The organism is Rhizobium aethiopicum (genome assembly GCF_900094625.1).
Taxonomy (GTDB): Bacteria; Pseudomonadota; Alphaproteobacteria; order Rhizobiales; family Rhizobiaceae; genus Rhizobium; species Rhizobium aethiopicum.
On the sequence record NZ_FMAJ01000001.1, the window covers coordinates 266475 to 283545 of the forward strand.

At 61.6% G+C, this 17071-nt stretch carries 15 protein-coding genes and 1 pseudogene; 11 read left to right on the forward strand and 5 right to left on the reverse strand.

What is annotated here, in order from left to right; genetic code table 11:
* The first annotated feature begins 29 nt into the window (after positions 1 to 29).
* From GA0061105_RS01365 to GA0061105_RS33870, 5 genes are all read left to right on the forward strand, one after another.
* Entirely contained in the window at positions 30 to 1151 is a 1122-nt protein-coding gene (locus GA0061105_RS01365) for an ABC transporter permease (protein ID WP_092747526.1), read from the forward strand.
* Positions 1151 to 1939 carry an ATP-binding cassette domain-containing protein gene (locus GA0061105_RS01370; protein ID WP_092747528.1) on the forward strand — a complete coding sequence of 263 codons (789 nt, stop codon included), beginning with the start codon at positions 1151 to 1153 and terminating at the stop codon, positions 1937 to 1939. The genes GA0061105_RS01365 and GA0061105_RS01370 overlap by 1 nt, the downstream gene beginning before the upstream one ends.
* A gap of 88 nt (positions 1940 to 2027) precedes the next feature.
* Positions 2028 to 2822, forward strand: a complete 795-nt coding sequence (locus tag GA0061105_RS01375) for a TIM barrel protein (RefSeq protein ID WP_092747530.1) — start codon at positions 2028 to 2030, stop codon at positions 2820 to 2822.
* Positions 2823 to 2849: 27 nt separating this feature from the next.
* Positions 2850 to 3869, forward strand: coding sequence for a Gfo/Idh/MocA family oxidoreductase (locus tag GA0061105_RS01380; RefSeq protein ID WP_092747532.1), 1020 nt, complete (start codon positions 2850 to 2852; stop codon positions 3867 to 3869).
* A 178-nt stretch (positions 3870 to 4047) separates the two neighbouring features.
* A complete protein-coding gene (locus GA0061105_RS33870; RefSeq protein ID WP_342587627.1) occupies positions 4048 to 4212 on the forward strand; it encodes a hypothetical protein in 165 nt (54 codons plus the stop codon).
* Positions 4213 to 4233: 21 nt separating this feature from the next.
* Here GA0061105_RS33870 and GA0061105_RS01390 read toward each other — a convergent pair whose 3' ends face one another.
* Complete coding sequence (locus GA0061105_RS01390; protein ID WP_092747534.1) at positions 4234 to 6546, reverse strand: NADP-dependent malic enzyme; 2313 nt, start codon at positions 6544 to 6546, stop codon at positions 4234 to 4236.
* Positions 6547 to 6817: 271 nt separating this feature from the next.
* Here GA0061105_RS01390 and GA0061105_RS01395 point away from each other — a divergent pair, with 271 nt between their 5' ends.
* Entirely contained in the window at positions 6818 to 8257 is a 1440-nt protein-coding gene (locus GA0061105_RS01395) for an FAD-binding oxidoreductase (RefSeq protein WP_064691811.1), read from the forward strand.
* A 351-nt stretch (positions 8258 to 8608) separates the two neighbouring features.
* Here the strand turns inward: GA0061105_RS01395 and GA0061105_RS33205 are convergent, their stop codons facing one another.
* The 3 genes and pseudogenes from GA0061105_RS33205 to GA0061105_RS01410 all read right to left on the reverse strand — a co-directional run bounded on the left by GA0061105_RS33205 (position 8609) and on the right by GA0061105_RS01410 (position 10202).
* Positions 8609 to 8923, reverse strand: a complete 315-nt coding sequence (locus GA0061105_RS33205) for a hypothetical protein (protein WP_245304199.1) — start codon at positions 8921 to 8923, stop codon at positions 8609 to 8611.
* Between the two features lie 39 nt (positions 8924 to 8962).
* Complete coding sequence (locus GA0061105_RS01405) at positions 8963 to 9712, reverse strand: histidine phosphatase family protein (RefSeq protein ID WP_092748275.1); 750 nt, start codon at positions 9710 to 9712, stop codon at positions 8963 to 8965.
* 158 nt (positions 9713 to 9870) lie between these two features.
* A pseudogene (locus tag GA0061105_RS01410) lies at positions 9871 to 10202 on the reverse strand (hypothetical protein).
* A gap of 244 nt (positions 10203 to 10446) precedes the next feature.
* Here GA0061105_RS01410 and GA0061105_RS01415 point away from each other — a divergent pair.
* Both GA0061105_RS01415 and GA0061105_RS01420 read left to right on the forward strand, forming a co-directional pair.
* A complete protein-coding gene (locus tag GA0061105_RS01415) occupies positions 10447 to 11259 on the forward strand; it encodes a UDP-2,3-diacylglucosamine diphosphatase (RefSeq protein WP_092747536.1) in 813 nt (270 codons plus the stop codon).
* Positions 11260 to 11423: 164 nt separating this feature from the next.
* Complete coding sequence (locus GA0061105_RS01420; protein WP_064691808.1) at positions 11424 to 12641, forward strand: MFS transporter; 1218 nt, start codon at positions 11424 to 11426, stop codon at positions 12639 to 12641.
* Here the strand turns inward: GA0061105_RS01420 and dgcA are convergent.
* Positions 12593 to 13576: an N-acetyl-D-Glu racemase DgcA gene (gene dgcA, locus GA0061105_RS01425; RefSeq protein ID WP_092747538.1), complete on the reverse strand. Its 984-nt coding sequence runs from the start codon at positions 13574 to 13576 to the stop codon at positions 12593 to 12595. The genes GA0061105_RS01420 and dgcA overlap by 49 nt on opposite strands.
* A 101-nt stretch (positions 13577 to 13677) precedes the next feature.
* On the opposite strand from dgcA, the gene GA0061105_RS01430 reads away from it, so the two are divergent.
* The 3 genes from GA0061105_RS01430 to GA0061105_RS01440 are packed head-to-tail and all read left to right on the forward strand — an operon-like array spanning position 13678 to position 17068.
* Positions 13678 to 14847, forward strand: coding sequence for an MlaE family lipid ABC transporter permease subunit (locus GA0061105_RS01430; protein ID WP_208601609.1), 1170 nt, complete (start codon positions 13678 to 13680; stop codon positions 14845 to 14847).
* 1 nt (position 14848) lies between these two features.
* Positions 14849 to 15688 carry an ABC transporter ATP-binding protein gene (locus GA0061105_RS01435; protein ID WP_092747542.1) on the forward strand — a complete coding sequence of 280 codons (840 nt, stop codon included), beginning with the start codon at positions 14849 to 14851 and terminating at the stop codon, positions 15686 to 15688.
* Positions 15689 to 15697: 9 nt separating this feature from the next.
* Complete coding sequence (locus GA0061105_RS01440; protein ID WP_092747544.1) at positions 15698 to 17068, forward strand: MlaD family protein; 1371 nt, start codon at positions 15698 to 15700, stop codon at positions 17066 to 17068.
* Positions 17069 to 17071 lie beyond the last annotated feature (3 nt).

Sequence of the window (17071 nt, forward strand, 5' to 3'; positions counted from 1 at the left end):
GGACAACGAATAATTCTTGAGGACCAACCATGACGCTGGCGAACGAACAGAACGGGGCTGCGACCCGATCAGATGAGCGCCTGAAAAAGGTTTCGATGGTGACCGCCCTGCTGCGGCGGCCTGAACTTGGTGCGGTTGCCGGTCTGGTGCTTGTAACCATTTTCTTCTTTTTCACCGCCAATCCTGCGATGTTCACTCTGGCCGGGGTGATCAATTTCATGGCTCCGGCAGCGCAGCTTGGAATTCTCGCCATCGGTGCGGCCTTGCTGATGATCGGAGGGGAATTCGACCTTTCGATCGGATCGATGGTGGCGTTCGCCGGCCTCGTCTTCGGTACCGCCCTGATTGTGCTGCAACTTCCTCTGAGCGTCGCCATTCTGGCGGCGCTGGGCTTCGCCGTAGTGATCGGCGTGACCAACGCCCAGATTACGATGCGAACGGGGCTTCCCTCGTTTATCGTCACGCTTGCCTTTCTCTTCATTCTTCGCGGCTTGACTCTGGTCGGCCTGAAATGGGCGAGCGGCGGCGCCACACAGCTGCGCGGAATGAAAGAGGCTGCGGGCGACAGCCCGCTCGCGCCGATCTTCTCGGGCGACGCCTTAACCGGGTTGTTCGCCTGGCTCGGCAGCCACGGGTTCATCGAGACCTTTCCGAACGGCCTTCCGAAAGTGGCGGGCATACCGGTCGAAATCCTGTGGTTCGTTGCAATCGCGCTCGTAGCGACCTGGGTGCTGCTCAGAACCCGTTTCGGCAACTGGATTTTCGCCGCCGGTGGCGACCCGCGGGCCGCGCGAAAGTCGGGCGTTCCGGTGGCCCGCGTGAAAACCACGCTCTTCATCATAACCGCGCTCTGTGCAACGCTGGTGGCAATCCTCACCGTGCTGGACGCCGGCTCCACCGATGCTCGCCGTGGCTTTCAGAAGGAGTTCGAGGCGATTATCGCCGCGGTCATCGGCGGATGCCTGCTGACCGGCGGTTACGGCTCAGCGATCGGCGCCTTCTTCGGTTCCATCGTCTTCGGCATGGTTCTGATCGGCCTGACCTACACCTCGATCGATCAGGATTGGTATCTCGTCTTCCTCGGCGGCATGCTGCTGATCGCCGTCATCTTCAACAATGTCATTCGCAAACGCGTCACGGGAGAACGCTGATGAGCACGTCTCAGACGCCACTTATCGAGGTCAGGAACCTCGTCAAGCACTTCGGATCAGTAATCGCCCTCAATGGCGTCTCCATGAGCGTGAAAGCAAATGAAGTGCTTTGTCTTCTCGGCGACAATGGCGCCGGCAAGTCCACCCTCATCAATACGCTGGCCGGCGTATATAAGCCGACGTCCGGAGATTTTCTGGTTGCAGGTCAGCCGCGGCTGTTTTCGGGTCCGCGTGATGCGCTCGACGCCGGAATCGCGACGGTCTACCAGGACCTCGCCATGATCCCGCTGATGTCGGTAACCCGGAATTTCTTCATGGGACGCGAGCCCTTGAAGGGCTTCGGACCCTTCAAAAACATGGATATGGAGCTGGCAGACAGCGTCACGCGCGACGAGATGCACAGGATCGGTATCGACGTGCGTGATCCTCAGCAGGCAGTCGGCACACTGTCCGGCGGAGAACGCCAATGTGTCGCGATCGCCCGCGCCGTCTACTTCGGCGCCAAGGTTCTGATCCTCGACGAGCCGACTTCAGCGCTTGGCGTCGCCCAGACATCAATGGTTCTCAAATATGTTAGCCAAGTGCGCAATAGGGGGCTTGGCGTGATTTTCATTACGCACAACGTCCGCCACGCATACGCGGTCGGTGATCGCTTCACCGTGCTCAACCGGGGCCGAACTCTTGGCACCTATGCGAAAAGCGAAATCGGCATCGAGGCGCTGCAAAATCTGATGGCCGGCGGCAAGGAACTGCAGTCGCTGTCGGAAGAACTTGGCGGAACCATCTGAGCAACTGTTCCCGAACGCAATCCAGCCGGTGCGGCGCTTCAGTGCCGCTCCGAGCCGCAATGATATTCAAAACACAGGAAAACACCCCATGACGACCGCCAGTAACTCTTCCTTCCCGCTTGCGGCCTGCGCCGAAATGCTGTGGCGCGACAAGCCGATCGAGTGGCGCGCGTCGCGCCTCAGGGAAATGGGTTTCGGCGTCGGTCTCTGGAATTGGCCGGAGCACGACCTGAACAAATTGAAGGCGACAGGAGCGACGTTCACGATCATGAACGGATATCTGAGCGGTCGGCTGACGGACGACGAAGGCGCGGACGAACTTCTGAGGACCGCGCGGGAAACCGCGCACGTGGGAAAACGCCTCGGCGTTCAACGGCTCAATCTGCATGGCACGGGGCTCGGAGATCGCGGGTTACCCGTGCAGCCGGTCGAAGTCGTTACGGGTGGGATGTGGCTGAAGGCGCGCGACACGCTCTGCCGCATCGTCGACCTTGCCGAAGAAGAAGAAGTTACGTTTACGCTCGAAAACCTCAATCTGCCGGTGGACCATCCCGGCGTGCCATTCGGACGCGCCGAGGACACGCTGGCGCTGGTCTCCAGCGTCGATCATCCCCGGCTCCGGCTCAACCTCGATCTTTACCATGCTCAGATCGGCGAGGGGAATTTGATCGAGCTTTGCCGGAAATGCCTGCCCTGGATCGGCGAAATTCAGGTCGCCGACGTGCCCGGCCGATGCGAACCTGGGACAGGCGAGGTGAACTGGAACGGCATAGCCAGGGCACTGAGCGCCATGGGTTATTCCGGCCCTGTCGGCATGGAGGCCTGGGCCGCCGGCGATCCGGACGCCGCGCTCGAAGCCTTCCGCGCTGCATTCACCCTCTAAACGATCTCAATCATACAGGACCTTCAAATGCCCAAGACCAAATCCATCAATGTCGGCCTCATCGGTGCCGGCCGCATCGGATCTTTTCATGGTGAAACCATTGCCCGCCGCCTGGTCGATGCGGAGCTCGTTGCCATTGCAGATCCCGCGCCGGGTGCTGCCGGCAGATTGGCGGAGACACTCGATGTCGGTGCCTCCTACAGCGATGTCGCCGAGTTTCTTTGGCATCCCGGCCTCGACGCGGTGATCATCGCGACACCCGCCCGATTTCATACGAACGTTCTTGTGCAGGCGGCCGAGGCAGGCAAAGCCATCTTCTGCGAGAAACCAATGGCATTGACGCTCGAGGATGCCGATCGCGCGATCGCCGCGGCACGCGCGGCCGAGGTTCCGCTTCAGGTAGGCTTCAACCGGCGCTGGGATCAGTCTTTCGCGGAAGGACGCGCCGCCATTGACGCCGGGAAGATCGGTGCGCCGCAACTCATCCGCTCGCTCACACGTGATCCCGGTCCCTTCGGCGCCGATCCCGACCGCATCCCGCCAGGGACCATCTTCTACGAAACGCTCATCCACGACTTCGACACCTTGCTCTGGCTCAACCCGGGAGCAAAACCAGTCGAGGTCTTTGCGGTCGCGGACGCGCTCATTCGCCCGGACGCCAGGGAGAAGGGCTTCCTTGATACGGCCGTCGTGACCATTCGTTTCGACAACGGCTCCATTGCGGTTGCCGAAGCCAACTTCTCGGCGCTCTACGGTTACGACATCCGCGGTGAGGTGTTTGGCTCCGCCGGCATGGTGACGATGGGGGACGTCAGGCGTTCCAGCATGACCCTGTTCGATGGAAGCGGTGTCTCGAACAACACCTGGCGGCGTGACACCGCTCATTTCATCAAGGGTTACACGGCACAGCTCGCCGCGTTCGTACAGTCCGTTCGCAACGGCAAACTTACCCAAGGACCGACTGGAGATGATGCCCGTAATGCGCTGGCGATTGCGCTCGCCAGCATCGAATCGGTCTCACGGAAACAGCCTGTCGCCATTGTATAGCACTTCGATGCGCCGCTTCTGCGGCGCACCTCATTCCCAAGCGGAGCACGCCAATGGATCCGAACAGCACGCTGAAGCGGCCGAGCGACATCGGTAAACTGAAGAGCATGATCGCCGCGGTCTGCGGCTTCCGGAGCAGCAGGAGCGGGTAGCACGGATCGCCCTTGCCCGGCCTGAGATGATCGCCTTCGGAACCATCAGCTCCGTCGCCGTCGCGTGCCACGTTTCTCCCTCGACGGTTGCGCGTGTCGCCACCTCTCTCGGCTTCGACAGCTTCAAGCAGTTCCAAGCGTGCTTCCGCCAGCACTTGCGAAACAGGTCAGCGAGTGCTGGTTATCCGTGAATCTCTTGATCGAAAGCCGGCTTATGCCGGCTGCGATGCCTCGACGACGGCGAGGGCGGCCATGTTGACCACGCCGCGGGAGGTGACCGAGGGAGCGAGAATGTGAGCGGGCATGGCGGTGCCAAGCAGAATCGGACCGACATGCAGCCCATCCGTCATCGACTTCACCACGCCGAAGGTGATGTTGGCGGCGTCGAGGTTCGGGAAGACTAGCAGGTTCGCCTCGTCGTGCAGCGTCGTATCCGGCATGACGCGCTTGCGCAGCGCTTCGGTGATGGCGCTTTCGCCGTGCATTTCGCCATCGACCTCAAGATCAGGCGCGGTTTCGCGAACGAGCTGCAGGGCGTTGCGCATCTTCGTCGCACTCTCGGACTCGCGTGAGCCGAAGTTGGAGTGCGAGACAAGCGCGGCGCGCGGAGTGATGCCGAAGCGGCGGATTTCCTCCGCCGCAAGCACTGTTGCCTCGGCAACCTCTTCTGCGCTCGGGTTGAAGGTGACGTAGGTGTCGGTGAAGAAAGTGGCGCCGCGCTGCGAGATCATGAGGCTGAGGGCGGAGAAATCACGGACGTCCTTGCGCTTGCCGATGATCTGGCGGACGTCGCGCAGGTGCTTCTCGTACCGGCCTTCCAGGCCGCAGATCAGCGCATCGGCCTCGCCGCGCCGCAGCGCCAGCGCGCCGATGACGGTCGTGTTGGTACGCACGATCGTACGGGCGGCTTCCGGAATGACACCGCGGCGGCCGACGAGCGAGAAATAGAGATCGACATATTCACGGAAGCGCGGGTCGTCTTCCGGATTGATGACCTCGAAATCCTGCAGCGGCCGTATCCGCAGGCCGTAGCGCTTGAGACGCGTCTCGATGACCTGCGGGCGGCCGATCAGGATCGGCTTGGCAAGGCCTTCCTCGAGCAGCACCTGGGCGGCGCGCAGCACGCGCTCATCCTCGCCTTCGGAGAAGATGACGCGCTTGCGCTCGGCTGCCTTGGCCGCGGTAAAGATCGGCTTCATGACGAAGCCGGAGCGGAAGACGAAGCGGTTCAGCTGGTCGAGATAGGCGTCGAAATCCTGGATCGGACGGCGCGCCACGCCGCTCTGTTCGGCTGCTTTGGCGACCGCGGGGGCGATGCGCAGGATGAGGCGCGGGTCGAAGGGCGAGGGGATCAGGTAATCCGGGCCGAAGACCGGAGTCTCGCCCGAATAGGCGCGGGCGGCGACGTCGGACGGCTCTTCGCGGGCGAGTGCTGCGATGGCGCGCACGGCCGCCATCTTCATTTCCTCGTTGATCGTCTCGGCGCCGCAATCGAGCGCGCCGCGGAAGATATAGGGGAAGCAGAGGACGTTGTTGACCTGGTTGGCGAAATCCGAGCGGCCCGTGCAGATCATCGCATCGGGTCGAGCAGCGCGGGCGAGATCCGGCATGATCTCAGGCGTCGGATTGGCGAGCGCCATGATCAGCGGCTTGTCGGCCATCTGCGCCAGCAACTCCGGCTTCAGGACGCCAGCGGCCGACAGGCCGAGGAAGACGTCAGCGCCACCGATATTCTCGGCGAGCGTGCGCGTCTCGCTCTTCTGAGCGTAGACGGCTTTCCATTCGTCCATCAGCTCGGTGCGGCCCTCATAGACCAGGCCTTCGAGATCGTGGACCCAGATATTTTCGCGTTTGGCGCCGAGGATCACCAGAAGATTGAGGCACGCGAGTGCTGCGGCACCCGCGCCGGAGGCGACGATTTTGACGTTCTCGATCGCCTTGCCGGCGAGTTCCAGCCCGTTCAGGATCGCGGCGGCGACGATGATCGCCGTGCCGTGCTGGTCGTCGTGGAAGACCGGGATTTTCATCTTCTCGCGCAGGCGACGCTCGACCTCGAAACATTCCGGCGCCTTGATGTCTTCGAGGTTGATGCCGCCGAAGGTCGGCTCCAGCGAGCTTACGGTCGAGACCATCTGGTCGACGCTTGCCGCGTCGATCTCGATATCGAAAACGTCGATGCCGGCGAATTTCTTGAAGAGCACGGCCTTGCCCTCCATGACCGGTTTGGAGGCGAGCGGGCCGATGTTGCCGAGGCCGAGCACGGCGGTGCCGTTGGAAATGACGGCGACGAGATTGGCGCGCGAGGTATATTCGGCCGCCATTTCGGGATCGTCGCGAATGGCAAGGCAGGGGGCGGCAACGCCGGGCGAATAGGCGAGCGCGAGGTCACGCTGGTTGCCGAGCGGCTTGGTCGCCTGGATCTCCAGCTTGCCGGGGCGGGGATAGCGATGGAAGAAGAGCGCCTGTTCGTCGAGATCGCCGCTCGGTGCGTTCTTGTCCGTCTTGGATTTATCCTGGTGATCCATTGCCGCCTCCGTGCACGTCTTTTTCTGGAGTTCCCTCCATACATCAATCGGATACGGGCGACAGTATGGAAATGAGGGCCGAGAGAAGTTTTCGTCGAGAGGGTATGCCGTGGATACCCCTCTGCCCCACCGAGCCTGCGGTCGAGCCACCGGTCTTGACTCGTCCTTCGGACCCGCGCCGGACTAATCCTTTTGAAAACTTGTTTGACGCCCCTCGCAAGCGCAAGATGCCGACCGCGGCGGTGCGGGGCGCCGGCGCATGGAGGAAATCATGGACAATTTGAACCTGACGACCCTGCAACGGGGTCAGACGATGGTCGATGACGTGGCCATGGATGCGTTTGCCGCCGGATTTCGGGGCAGTCTCCTGACCAATAAAGACATGGACTACAACGAAGCGCGGGCGATCTGGAATGCGATGATCGATCGGCGGCCGGGCCTGATTGCGCGTTGCGCGGGGGCGGCCGACGTCGTGCGGTCGGTGCGCTTTGCGCGCGATAACAATCTGCTCGTTTCGGTGCGCGGCGGCGGACACGGCATTGCCGGCAATGCGATGTGCGAGGGCGGTGTCGTCATCGATATGTCACCGATGAAATCGGTGCGAGTGGACCTTGAGACCCGCCGCGCCAGGATCGAACCGGGCGCCACGCTCGGCGACGTCGACAAAGAAACGCTTGCCTTCGGGCTGGTGCTGCCGACCGGCATCAATTCCACGACGGGTATTGCCGGCCTGACACTTGGTGGCGGTTTCGGCTGGCTCACCCGAAAATTCGGGCTGACGCTCGATAACCTGATTTCGGTTGATGTGGTGACTGCCGATGGCGAGCTGGTCAAGGCAAGCGAGACGGACAGGCCGGACCTCTTCTGGGCGCTGCGCGGCGGCGGCGGCAATTTCGGCGTCGTGACTTCCTTTGAATTTCAGCTCAACCCGCTCCATCACGAGGTTTTCGCCGGGCTGGTCGTGCATCCCTTCGAGGATGCGGAAAAGGTGCTCAGGGAATATCGGCAGGCGCTGGAGGCCGCACCCGACGAGCTGACCTGCTGGGTGGTGATGCGCCAGGCGCCGCCGCTGCCGTTCCTGCCGGCCGAATGGCACGGCAAGGAGATCGTGGTGCTGGCCATGTGTTATTGCGGAGACATGGCGGCGGGTGAAAAGGCGGCGGCGAGATTGCGCGGGATCGGAAAGCCGATCGCCGACATTGTCGGTCCGATGCCGTTCATCGGCTGGCAGCAGGCATTTGACCCGCTTCTGACGCCCGGCGCGCGCAACTATTGGAAGAGCCAGGATTTCGCTTCGCTTTCGGATCCGGCGATCGAGGTTCTCCTCAATGCGGTGCGTGGGCTGCCAGGGCCGGAATGCGAAATATTCATCGGCCATGTCGGCGGTGCTGCCGGCCGCGTTCCAAACGAGGCCACCGCATTTCCGCAGCGCAGTTCGCATTTCGTCATGAACGTGCATGCGCGCTGGCGGGAGCCCGTGATGGACGCAGGCTGCATCGGCTGGGCGCGCAAACTCTTCGAAGCCACCAAACCGCATGCAGTCGGCACGGCCTACATCAATTTCATGCCTGAGGACGAGACCGATCGGGTCGAAACGGCTTACGGCGCCAATTACGCCCGGCTTGCCGAAATCAAGCTGCGCTATGATCCGGATAATCTTTTCCGCATGAACCAGAACGTGAAGCCGATGGCGGCCGTTCGGGCTGGGTGACGGTGGCAAATCTCACGTCTGGGACGCGATAGGAAAGCTATTGAAATTCAGCATGGACGCGAAATTGGAAATTACGCAGCAACTGTGATTGGCGCCGCCGGATTGCCCGAGAACCAGACGTCGCGAAAGATCGCAACTGCGCTTTCGTCGGGGTTGCGATCTCCGGTGAGCCAGACGGAGCGGATGGTCCGTGCGGCGGCGCGATCGGGTGCCTTAAGGGTCTGGTGAGGGACACTTGCGCCAATGCAGGGAATGACAAGGCCGGCATTAGCGGCCTCGCCGAGAATTCATCTTGACCTCGAGTGATGAGCATTGTGACGGCAACATCCTCGCTCGGGCGCCAAGGAAAGATCATACGACCGCCTGGACGCAGGATACCAGCCAATGTGCCGGCGGGGCCACAACGCCGGCATTTACGTAGATCAAGTCAGACGGTGGCAGCGTTAGGATAGTAGCGTCACCGTGCGTAACCGAAGCAGCTTCGAACGTGACGAGGTTCTCACGCGCCCGCTCGGCAAGATCCTCGTCGATTTCAAAAGCATGCACGTTGCCGTTTGGGAGCGTCAGCATCGAGAGAATTGCGGTGTAGTAGCCGGTGCCTGCTCCGGTACGGCTGACCACTTCTCCGCGCTGAGGATTGACGCTGCCGAGCCAGCCCGCATGCAACAGGGGCTCGCCGTTGTTAATGCCTTTCGTCCGATCACGTTATCCGCCGCGCTTCGGCGTCATTGTTACATCGGCGCCGTAGGCATCGCGCAATTCACCTTCCTGCCCCGGTTGCCGGTCGCCGGCCTGATGCAGCAAGATCGTGCCGTAGCCTTGCGAGCGGGTTCCCTCGATCAGCGTCACATCGGCATTTCCGGGATTGTCGGAGCGCTCGAACCAGTCGACCGAATGGTGGAGAAAGTTCATTTCGACCGCCCGGTTGGTGACGCCGTGGCCGACGATCGCGACGTTGTGGTTGTTATGTTCGGCGTCGCGCATGACGGTCTGGAGGAACAGACGCACCCGCTGCGCCACATCAGCCCGGCTTTCGCCGTCCGGCGGCCGCGCATAGAATTTGCCGCTGTTGTTGCGCAGTCTTGCCCATTTTTCGAATTCCTCGGGGAATTTCTGCTTCCGCTCGGCGTGATCGTAGATCTCCGTGAAGAGGCCGAAATCCTGCTCGCGCAGGAGATAATCTTCCCTGACGTTGCCGACGAAGTTTTCCGGCAGAGCTGCGAGCAGCGCATCCTTGCTCTGGCGTGTCCTTAGAAAGGGCGAATACCAGATATGAAGCCTGCCTAGCTCTGCGCTCGGCAATGCTTTCAGGTAAGAGGCAATGGCGCCGCCTGCCTCAGTCGCCTGGCGATAACCCCATTGCGTCAACGGCACGTTGTGATCGCCGAACTGGCGGTATGCCTGTTCGTTGATGTTGCCGAGGGATTCGCCGTGGCGAACGAGGAAGAGACGCATCGGCCATCCCGCTTTGTCGGATATGGAATCGCCGTCATCATGAACGCGCTCCACCGGCAGGGCAATGTTTTCGGCCGAAAAAGGGACGAGCGTCTCGTCGCCGCTTGCCCCAAATCCGCTTGGCCCTCGATCTTGTCCTGAGATCGTCTTCCGGGCTATCAGCGGCCTTGGAAGATCTTGATGAGCTTTGGCGTAACCGGTGGGTCTTAATATCGAGGAGATCCTGATACGTGGCGCGACCGGAGATCGCGGCCGCCAGATATCGCTGGCAGGCGACCCTCGGAGCGTCTTTGTCCGAGACGCTTGTCACGATCCCGGCGGTCCGACGCTCATTTGCATCGAAACCCTTTGCGCACACTTTAACGAACTCATTTCTCGCTCTCGCGCTGCCTTGCAGCAGCGTGACGGTCGCATCATAGTCCTGCTGCGTCGGCGCACAGCCTGCAAGCAGTGCAATAGACATCATTATCGTTGCGGTGCGGGAGCGCATCATTAATTCCCCCAGGGTTACGCCTTGATCGGCACCCGCGGTGTTAAATTGATTCTCGGCATGCGGGAAAGATCCAGAGGCTCGCGGCAAGAATTTATTATGATGGAGTTCCGAAGTTGATCTTGCCAGCGACGGAATGGTTGGGTCTGCAGGGCTTTTCCCCAGCTTGTCATCTTCCTGAAACACGAGTCTGGTTTTGGAAGGCTAGATGAAAGATGGGGCACGAACACTGTTCGTGGCAGACATGATGGAACCCAAACATTTCCGGACGCTCTTCATTTCCGATGTCCATCTCGGCTCGAAGGCCGCGAAGGCTGATTTCCTGCTGGATTTCCTGCGCTACCACGAAGCCGATACGATCATACTCGTCGGCGACATCGTCGATGGATGGCGCCTGAAGCGCAGCTGGTATTGGCCGCAAGTCTGCAACGACGTCGTCCAGAAGCTGCTCCGGAAGGCTCGCAAGGGTACACGCGTCGTCTATATCCCAGGCAATCATGACGAGTTCCTGCGCGATTTCCCCGGCATGCACTTCGGCGGCATCGAGGTCGTCGAGCGCATGATGCATGACGGCGCGGACGGCAAGAAATACCTGATCCTGCACGGCGACGAATTCGACGTCGTGGTCCGCAACGCCCGACTGCTCGCCTATCTCGGCGACTGGGCCTATGATACGGCGATCCGCATCAACATCCTGCTCGCGGCCGTGCGCCGCCGCCTCGGCATGCCATATTGGTCGTTTTCCGCCTGGGCGAAGCTGCAGGTCAAGCATGCGGTCAATTTCATCGGCGAATTTGAGCGCGTCGTGGCCGAAGAGGCGCGCAGGAGCGGCGCCGACGGGGTAATCTGCGGCCATATCCACCATGCGGTCATCCAGGACATGGACGGTATCCGATACATCAACACCGGCGACTGGGTGGAAAGCTGCACGGCGGTGGCCGAACATGAGGACGGCACTTTCGAACTGATCACCTGGCGGGCGCTTGCCAGCGCCGTGCCGGCGCTTACCGCCGTCGAGCGTCCCGAAGACGCGGAACTCGCCCCGCAGGCGGCATGATTTTGGCGCCGTCGCAGTTGCGGCGGCACTCCAGCAATTTAGCCGTTACCGCGAGGTGACAGGCCCAATTTATTTCTTAAAACGTTTTCGGACGGCTATTTCTCGCAATAGTCGCCTCCAGGGTGGTGTGTTAGGACAACGTCCAGTTTCCTTCAGGTCCACCTATGATTCCCGCTCAACATTCCCCGGGTGAGGGAGCGCCGCCGCGCTTCCGGCTGCTCAGCGCGCTGTCCTATTGCGCGCCGCTGCTCGTCAACGGCATCGTCCTGCCGTTCTTCCCCGTATGGCTGGAAACCCATAGCTTCAGCGATCATGAGATCGGCATCATCCTTGCGATACCAATGGTCGTGCGCGTCCTGGTGGCGCCTGTCGTCGCCATGATCGCCGACCGCATGAATGAGCGCGCCGACGTGCTGCTCTGGTCGGGCGGCCTGTCGCTGCTGACGGCGATCGCGCTCTATTGGACGACGAGCTTCTGGCCGGTGACGATCGTCTTCGCGCTGCAGGGCGCCACCTTCGCGCCCTATCTGCCCGTTGTCGAATCGATCGCGATTTCCGGCGTGCGCCGATGGGGGCTCGACTACGGATCGATGCGGGTGTGGGGTTCGATCGCCTTCATTGTCTCGACACTGCTCGGCGGTCAGATGATCGGCCGATGGGGCGGCGCAATGGTGCTGGCCGTCATGGTGTTCGGCTTTACCATGACCGTGGTCATGGCGATCTTCTGTCCACGGATCGGGCCGACGCGGCGGCGCGGCCAGCCGATCGACCTTCCGGCCGCCACCGGCCGGGGCCTGAGCGAACCGCATTTGCTGTTGCTTCTGATCGGAGTCGCCATTCAGCAGTCGAGCCATGCGGTGCTCAATGCTTTTTCCTCGATCTACTGGCATCAGCTCGGCTTTTCCGGCACCGAAGTCGGCCTGCTCTGGAGCGCCGGCGTTGCCTCGGAGGTGACTGTGTTCTTCTTATCGAAGCGTCTCAACCGGCGCTTCAACGCCTGGACGCTGATCCGCTTCGGCTGCGCCGTCAGCGTCTGTCGCTGGATACTGTTCCCCATGAATATGGGCTTTACCGGCTTTTTCCTGCTGCAATGCTTCCACGGCTTCACCTATGCCTTCGTGCATACAGGCGTGCAGCGGCGGATCGTGGCGTCCGTGCAGGAGACGCAGGAAGCCTCGGCGCAGGGCGCCTATTTCTTCTATGTCGGCATGGCGATGGGGTTGATGACCATTGCGTCGGGTTACCTCTACGCCTGGCTCGGCCTCGTCAGCTATTACGTCATGGCGCTGGTCGCGCTTGGCGGCCTCGCTCTCGTCATCTCGGCCTATTACCTTCAGCCCCAGAGGGCACTTTCCGGCGGAAAGACGAGGGAAGCGGCGTAACGCAGGCCGGGCTCGCGGTCGCGCGCCAGCAGCAGCGGGCCGTCGAGATCAACGAAATCGGCGTCCTGAGCGAGCAGCACGGCAGGCGCCATCGCAAGCGAAGTGCCGACCATGCAGCCGATCATGATGGAGAAGCCGAGCCGCTCGGCCTCGGCTTTCATCGCCAAGGCTTCCGTCAGACCGCCCGTCTTGTCGAGCTTGATGTTGATCGCGTCATAGCGGTCAGCAAGGCTTGCGAGATCGCCGGTGTGGTGCACACTCTCGTCGGCGCAGACGAGAAGCGGGCGGCGGATTTCCGCAAGCAAGGCGTCGCGGCCCGCCGGCAGCGGCTGTTCGACGAGGGCGACGCCGGCCCCGGCGGCAATATGGAGATGACGTTCCAGCACCGCCTCGGGCCAGCCCTCATTTGCGTCGAGAATGATCGCTGCATCCGGCGCGGCCGCGCGAACGGCAAGGATGCGGCTTTCATCGTCGCCGGTGCCGACCTTGACCTTGAGCAGCGCGCGGCCGGCATGTTCACGCGCCTGCGCAGCCATCACCTCCGGCTCGCCGAGTGAGATGGTATAGGCTGTCGTCAGCGGCTTGGGCCTGTCGAGGCCAAGTCGTGCCGCAACGCTTTCCCCTGTCCGTTTCGCCTCCAGGTCCCAGAGGGCGCAATCGACGGCGTTGCGGGCGGCTCCCGGCGGCATCACCGCCAGAAGGTCGAGCCGCGAGATGCCGGCTTCGACCAGCGGGCGGGCGGCCTCGATCTGGCCAAGAACGCTCTCCATCGTTTCGCCGTAGCGTCGATAGGGAACGCATTCGCCGAGCCCACGCGCATCGTCTTCGGTCAGAACGCAGGTGATGACGTCGGCTTGCACCTTTGCGCCGCGCGAGATGGTGAAGGTCCCGGCAATCGGAAAGGAATTCATCTGGATATCAAGGGTGCGCGGCATTATTGCTGTCCTGCGAGCATGGAAATTGCACGTTGCTTCTGTATATTGACGCGCGGGCGCCGAACGATCCGCTTCGCGAGTCGGCAATGTCGCCGTAAGCCTTGAAAGACACAAGTATCTTGAACGCCGAGAATCGCAACGCCGCCTCACTGCAAGTGGACAGCCGGTCTGATGGTTCGGGGCAGCGTGTCCGCCTGAGCGGCAACTGGCGCAGCGCCTATGTGCATCTCGTGCTGCGCGACTTCGAAAAGCTTCTGCACCAGAAGGCGGGCGACCTGACGGTCGATCTTTCTGAGGTCACCGATATCGATACGGCGGGCATCTGGCTGCTGTGCCGGCTGAAGAAGCAAGAGGAGGCTGCCGGGCGTACGGTCCGTCTGGAAGGAACCAATCCGCATATCGACGAGATGCTGGCGATGTTCTCCGAGGAGCCGGCAAAACCGGAGCCGGAGCCAAAGGAAAGGCTTTCGTTTGCCGCGCGCGTCTTCGGACCGATCGGCAAGATGACTTACGACGTCTGGGACAATCTCGCCGCCGCCATGTATATCCTTGGCTCGGCGGTGCGCGGTGCGCAGATGAAGTTCGGCCGCGGCAGCGGCGTTTCGCCGGCTTCGATCGTCAATCAGATCGACCATATGGGCGTCCGCGCCGTTCCGATCATTCTGCTGATGTCGTTTCTGATCGGGGCAATCATCGCCCAGCAGGGCGCCTTCCAGCTGCGTTACTTCGGCGCCGAAGTCTTCGTCGTCGATCTTGTCGGCATCCTGCAATTGCGCGAAATCGGCGTGCTGCTGACCTCGATCATGATCGCCGGCCGCTCGGGCAGCGCCATCACCGCCGAAATCGGCTCGATGAAGATGCGCGAGGAGATCGACGCGCTGAAGGTCATGGGGCTGAATCCGATCGGCGTGCTGATCTTCCCGCGGCTGGTGGCGCTGACCATCGCGCTGCCGCTTCTGACGGTGCTGGCGAATTTCGCTTCGCTCGCCGGTGCGGCTGCGGTCGCCTGGGGTTATTCCGGCATCACTTTCGCCAATTTCCTGGCGCGCCTGCACGAAGCGGTGACGCTGTCGACGGTGCTCTCAGGGATGATCAAGGCGCCGTTCATGGCGCTGGTCATCGGCATTGTCGCCGCCGTCGAAGGGCTGAAGGTCGGCGGCAGCGCGGAATCGCTCGGCCAACACGTGACCGCCTCGGTGGTAAAGGCGATTTTCGTCGTGATCCTGATGGACGGGCTATTTGCGATGTTCTATGCAGCGATCAACTTCTAGTATGGCGAACCGCGTGAACGAGCAACCGATCGAAAGCGAAGGACAGCGCAGGGATGTCGTGCTCTCGGCGCGCGACGTCACCGTTGGTTTCGGGCCAAAGGTGGTGCTCGACAATCTGAACCTCGATATCTATCGCGGCGAGATCCTCGGATTCGTCGGTGCGTCGGGCACCGGTAAATCGGTGCTGATGCGCACGGTGCTCAGGCTGCTGCCACGCCGCTCCGGCACGATCAAGATCCTGGGCCAGAATTTCGACGAGCTCGACGAGCCTCAGCGCAATGCGCTCGACATGCGGCTTGGCGTGCTGTTTCAGCAGGGGGCGCTGTTTTCGTCGCTGACGGTCAAGGAAAACATTCAGGTGCCGATGCGCGAATATCTCGATCTGCCGCGCTCGCTGATGGACGAACTGGCGCATCTGAAGATCCGCATGGTCGGGCTTGCCGCCGATGCCGCGGACAAATACCCGTCCGAACTGTCAGGCGGCATGATCAAGCGCGCGGCGCTTGCCCGCGCGCTGGCCCTCGATCCGGAACTTGTCTTCCTGGACGAGCCGACCTCGGGTCTCGACCCGATCGGCGCTGCTGAATTCGATGAACTGATCGCCAACCTGCGCGACAGTCTGGGACTGACCGTCTATATGGTAACGCATGACCTCGACAGCCTGTTTTCGGTCTGCGACCGTATTGCCGTGCTCGGAAAGAAGCGGGTAATGGTGGAAGGCACGATCGACGACATGCTGGCCTATGACGATCCGTGGGTGCAGGCCTATTTCAAGGGCAAACGGGCGCGGTCGATCGTGCCGCAGGACAGTGGCGTGCGGCGTGGCGTAAGCGGGAAGTGACCGGATAAGATGGAAACCAAAGCCAATTATACGATTGTCGGTTTTTTCACGGTGCTGGTGATCGCGGCTGCCTTCGGCTTCGTCTACTGGATGGCCGAGTATGGCCGCGGCGGCCCGATGACGGAGCTGATCGTTCGGATTCCAGGGTCGGCGAACGGCCTAAGCGTCGGCTCGCCGGTCCGCTTCAACGGCATCCAGATCGGCTCGGTGCAGACGCTGTCCATCGATGCCGACGATCCTCAATATTCTCTGGCTTTCACCCAGGTGCGCACCGATGCACCGATTTACCCCTCCACCAAGGCCGCCCTCGAAATCCAGGGTCTGACCGGGGCTGCCTATATCGAACTCTCAGGCGGCCGCAAGGGCGAGGAAAGCATCCTTCAGCATGCAATCGACAACAACAAACGCGCCGTCATCGTCGCCGACCAGTCAAGCGTCACCAATCTTCTGGCAACCGCCGACAAGATCCTCGATCGCGCCAACGACGCGGTCGGCGAACTTCAGGGCTTCATTGAAGATTCGCGCGCTCCGCTGACCGAGACTTTCAAGAATGCCGAAACCTTCTCGGATGCGCTGGCGAAGAATTCCGACAATATCGACGCCTTCCTACAGAGCGTCGGTGAGCTCTCCAACACGGTGAAGGCGGTTTCCGGCCGCGTCGACTCAACGCTCCAGGCCGTCGAAGAGCTGGTCAAGGCTGTCGACGCTCAGAAGATCGACAATATCGTCTCCAATGCCGAGAAGATCACCGCCAATGTCGCCGATGCCTCGGGCGATCTCAAGGGCGCGATCCAGAAGTTTGACGAGACGGCTACCACGTTCAACGATTTCGGCAAGCAGGCACAGGCAACGCTCGACCGCGTCGACACGCTCGTCGCCCAGATCGATCCGGCAAAGGTGAAGGGCTCGGTCGACGACATCTCGCAGGCGACCAAAGATGCGCGCGCCGCCGTCGCCTCGATCCGCGACGTCGCCAACACGGTCTCTGCCCGCCAGAAAGACATCGACCAGACGATTCAGGACGTGTCGCAGCTGACCAACAAGCTGAACTCGGCGTCCACCCGCATCGACGGCATTCTCATCAAGGTCGACGCGCTGCTTGGCACCGATAATACGCAATCGCTCTTCAGCGAGGCGCGCGCGACGCTCGAATCGTTTAAGAAGGTCGCTGATAATCTGAATTCGCGCATCGGGCCAATCGCCGACAATCTGCAGAAATTCTCGAGCGGCGGCTTGCGCGACGTGCAGACTCTCATCAACGACATGCGCGGAACCGTGAACAATCTCAACAATACCATCAGTAACTTCGACCGCAATCCGCAACGCCTGATCTTCGGCGGGGACACGGTCAAGCAATATGACGGCCGGACGCGGCGCTAACAG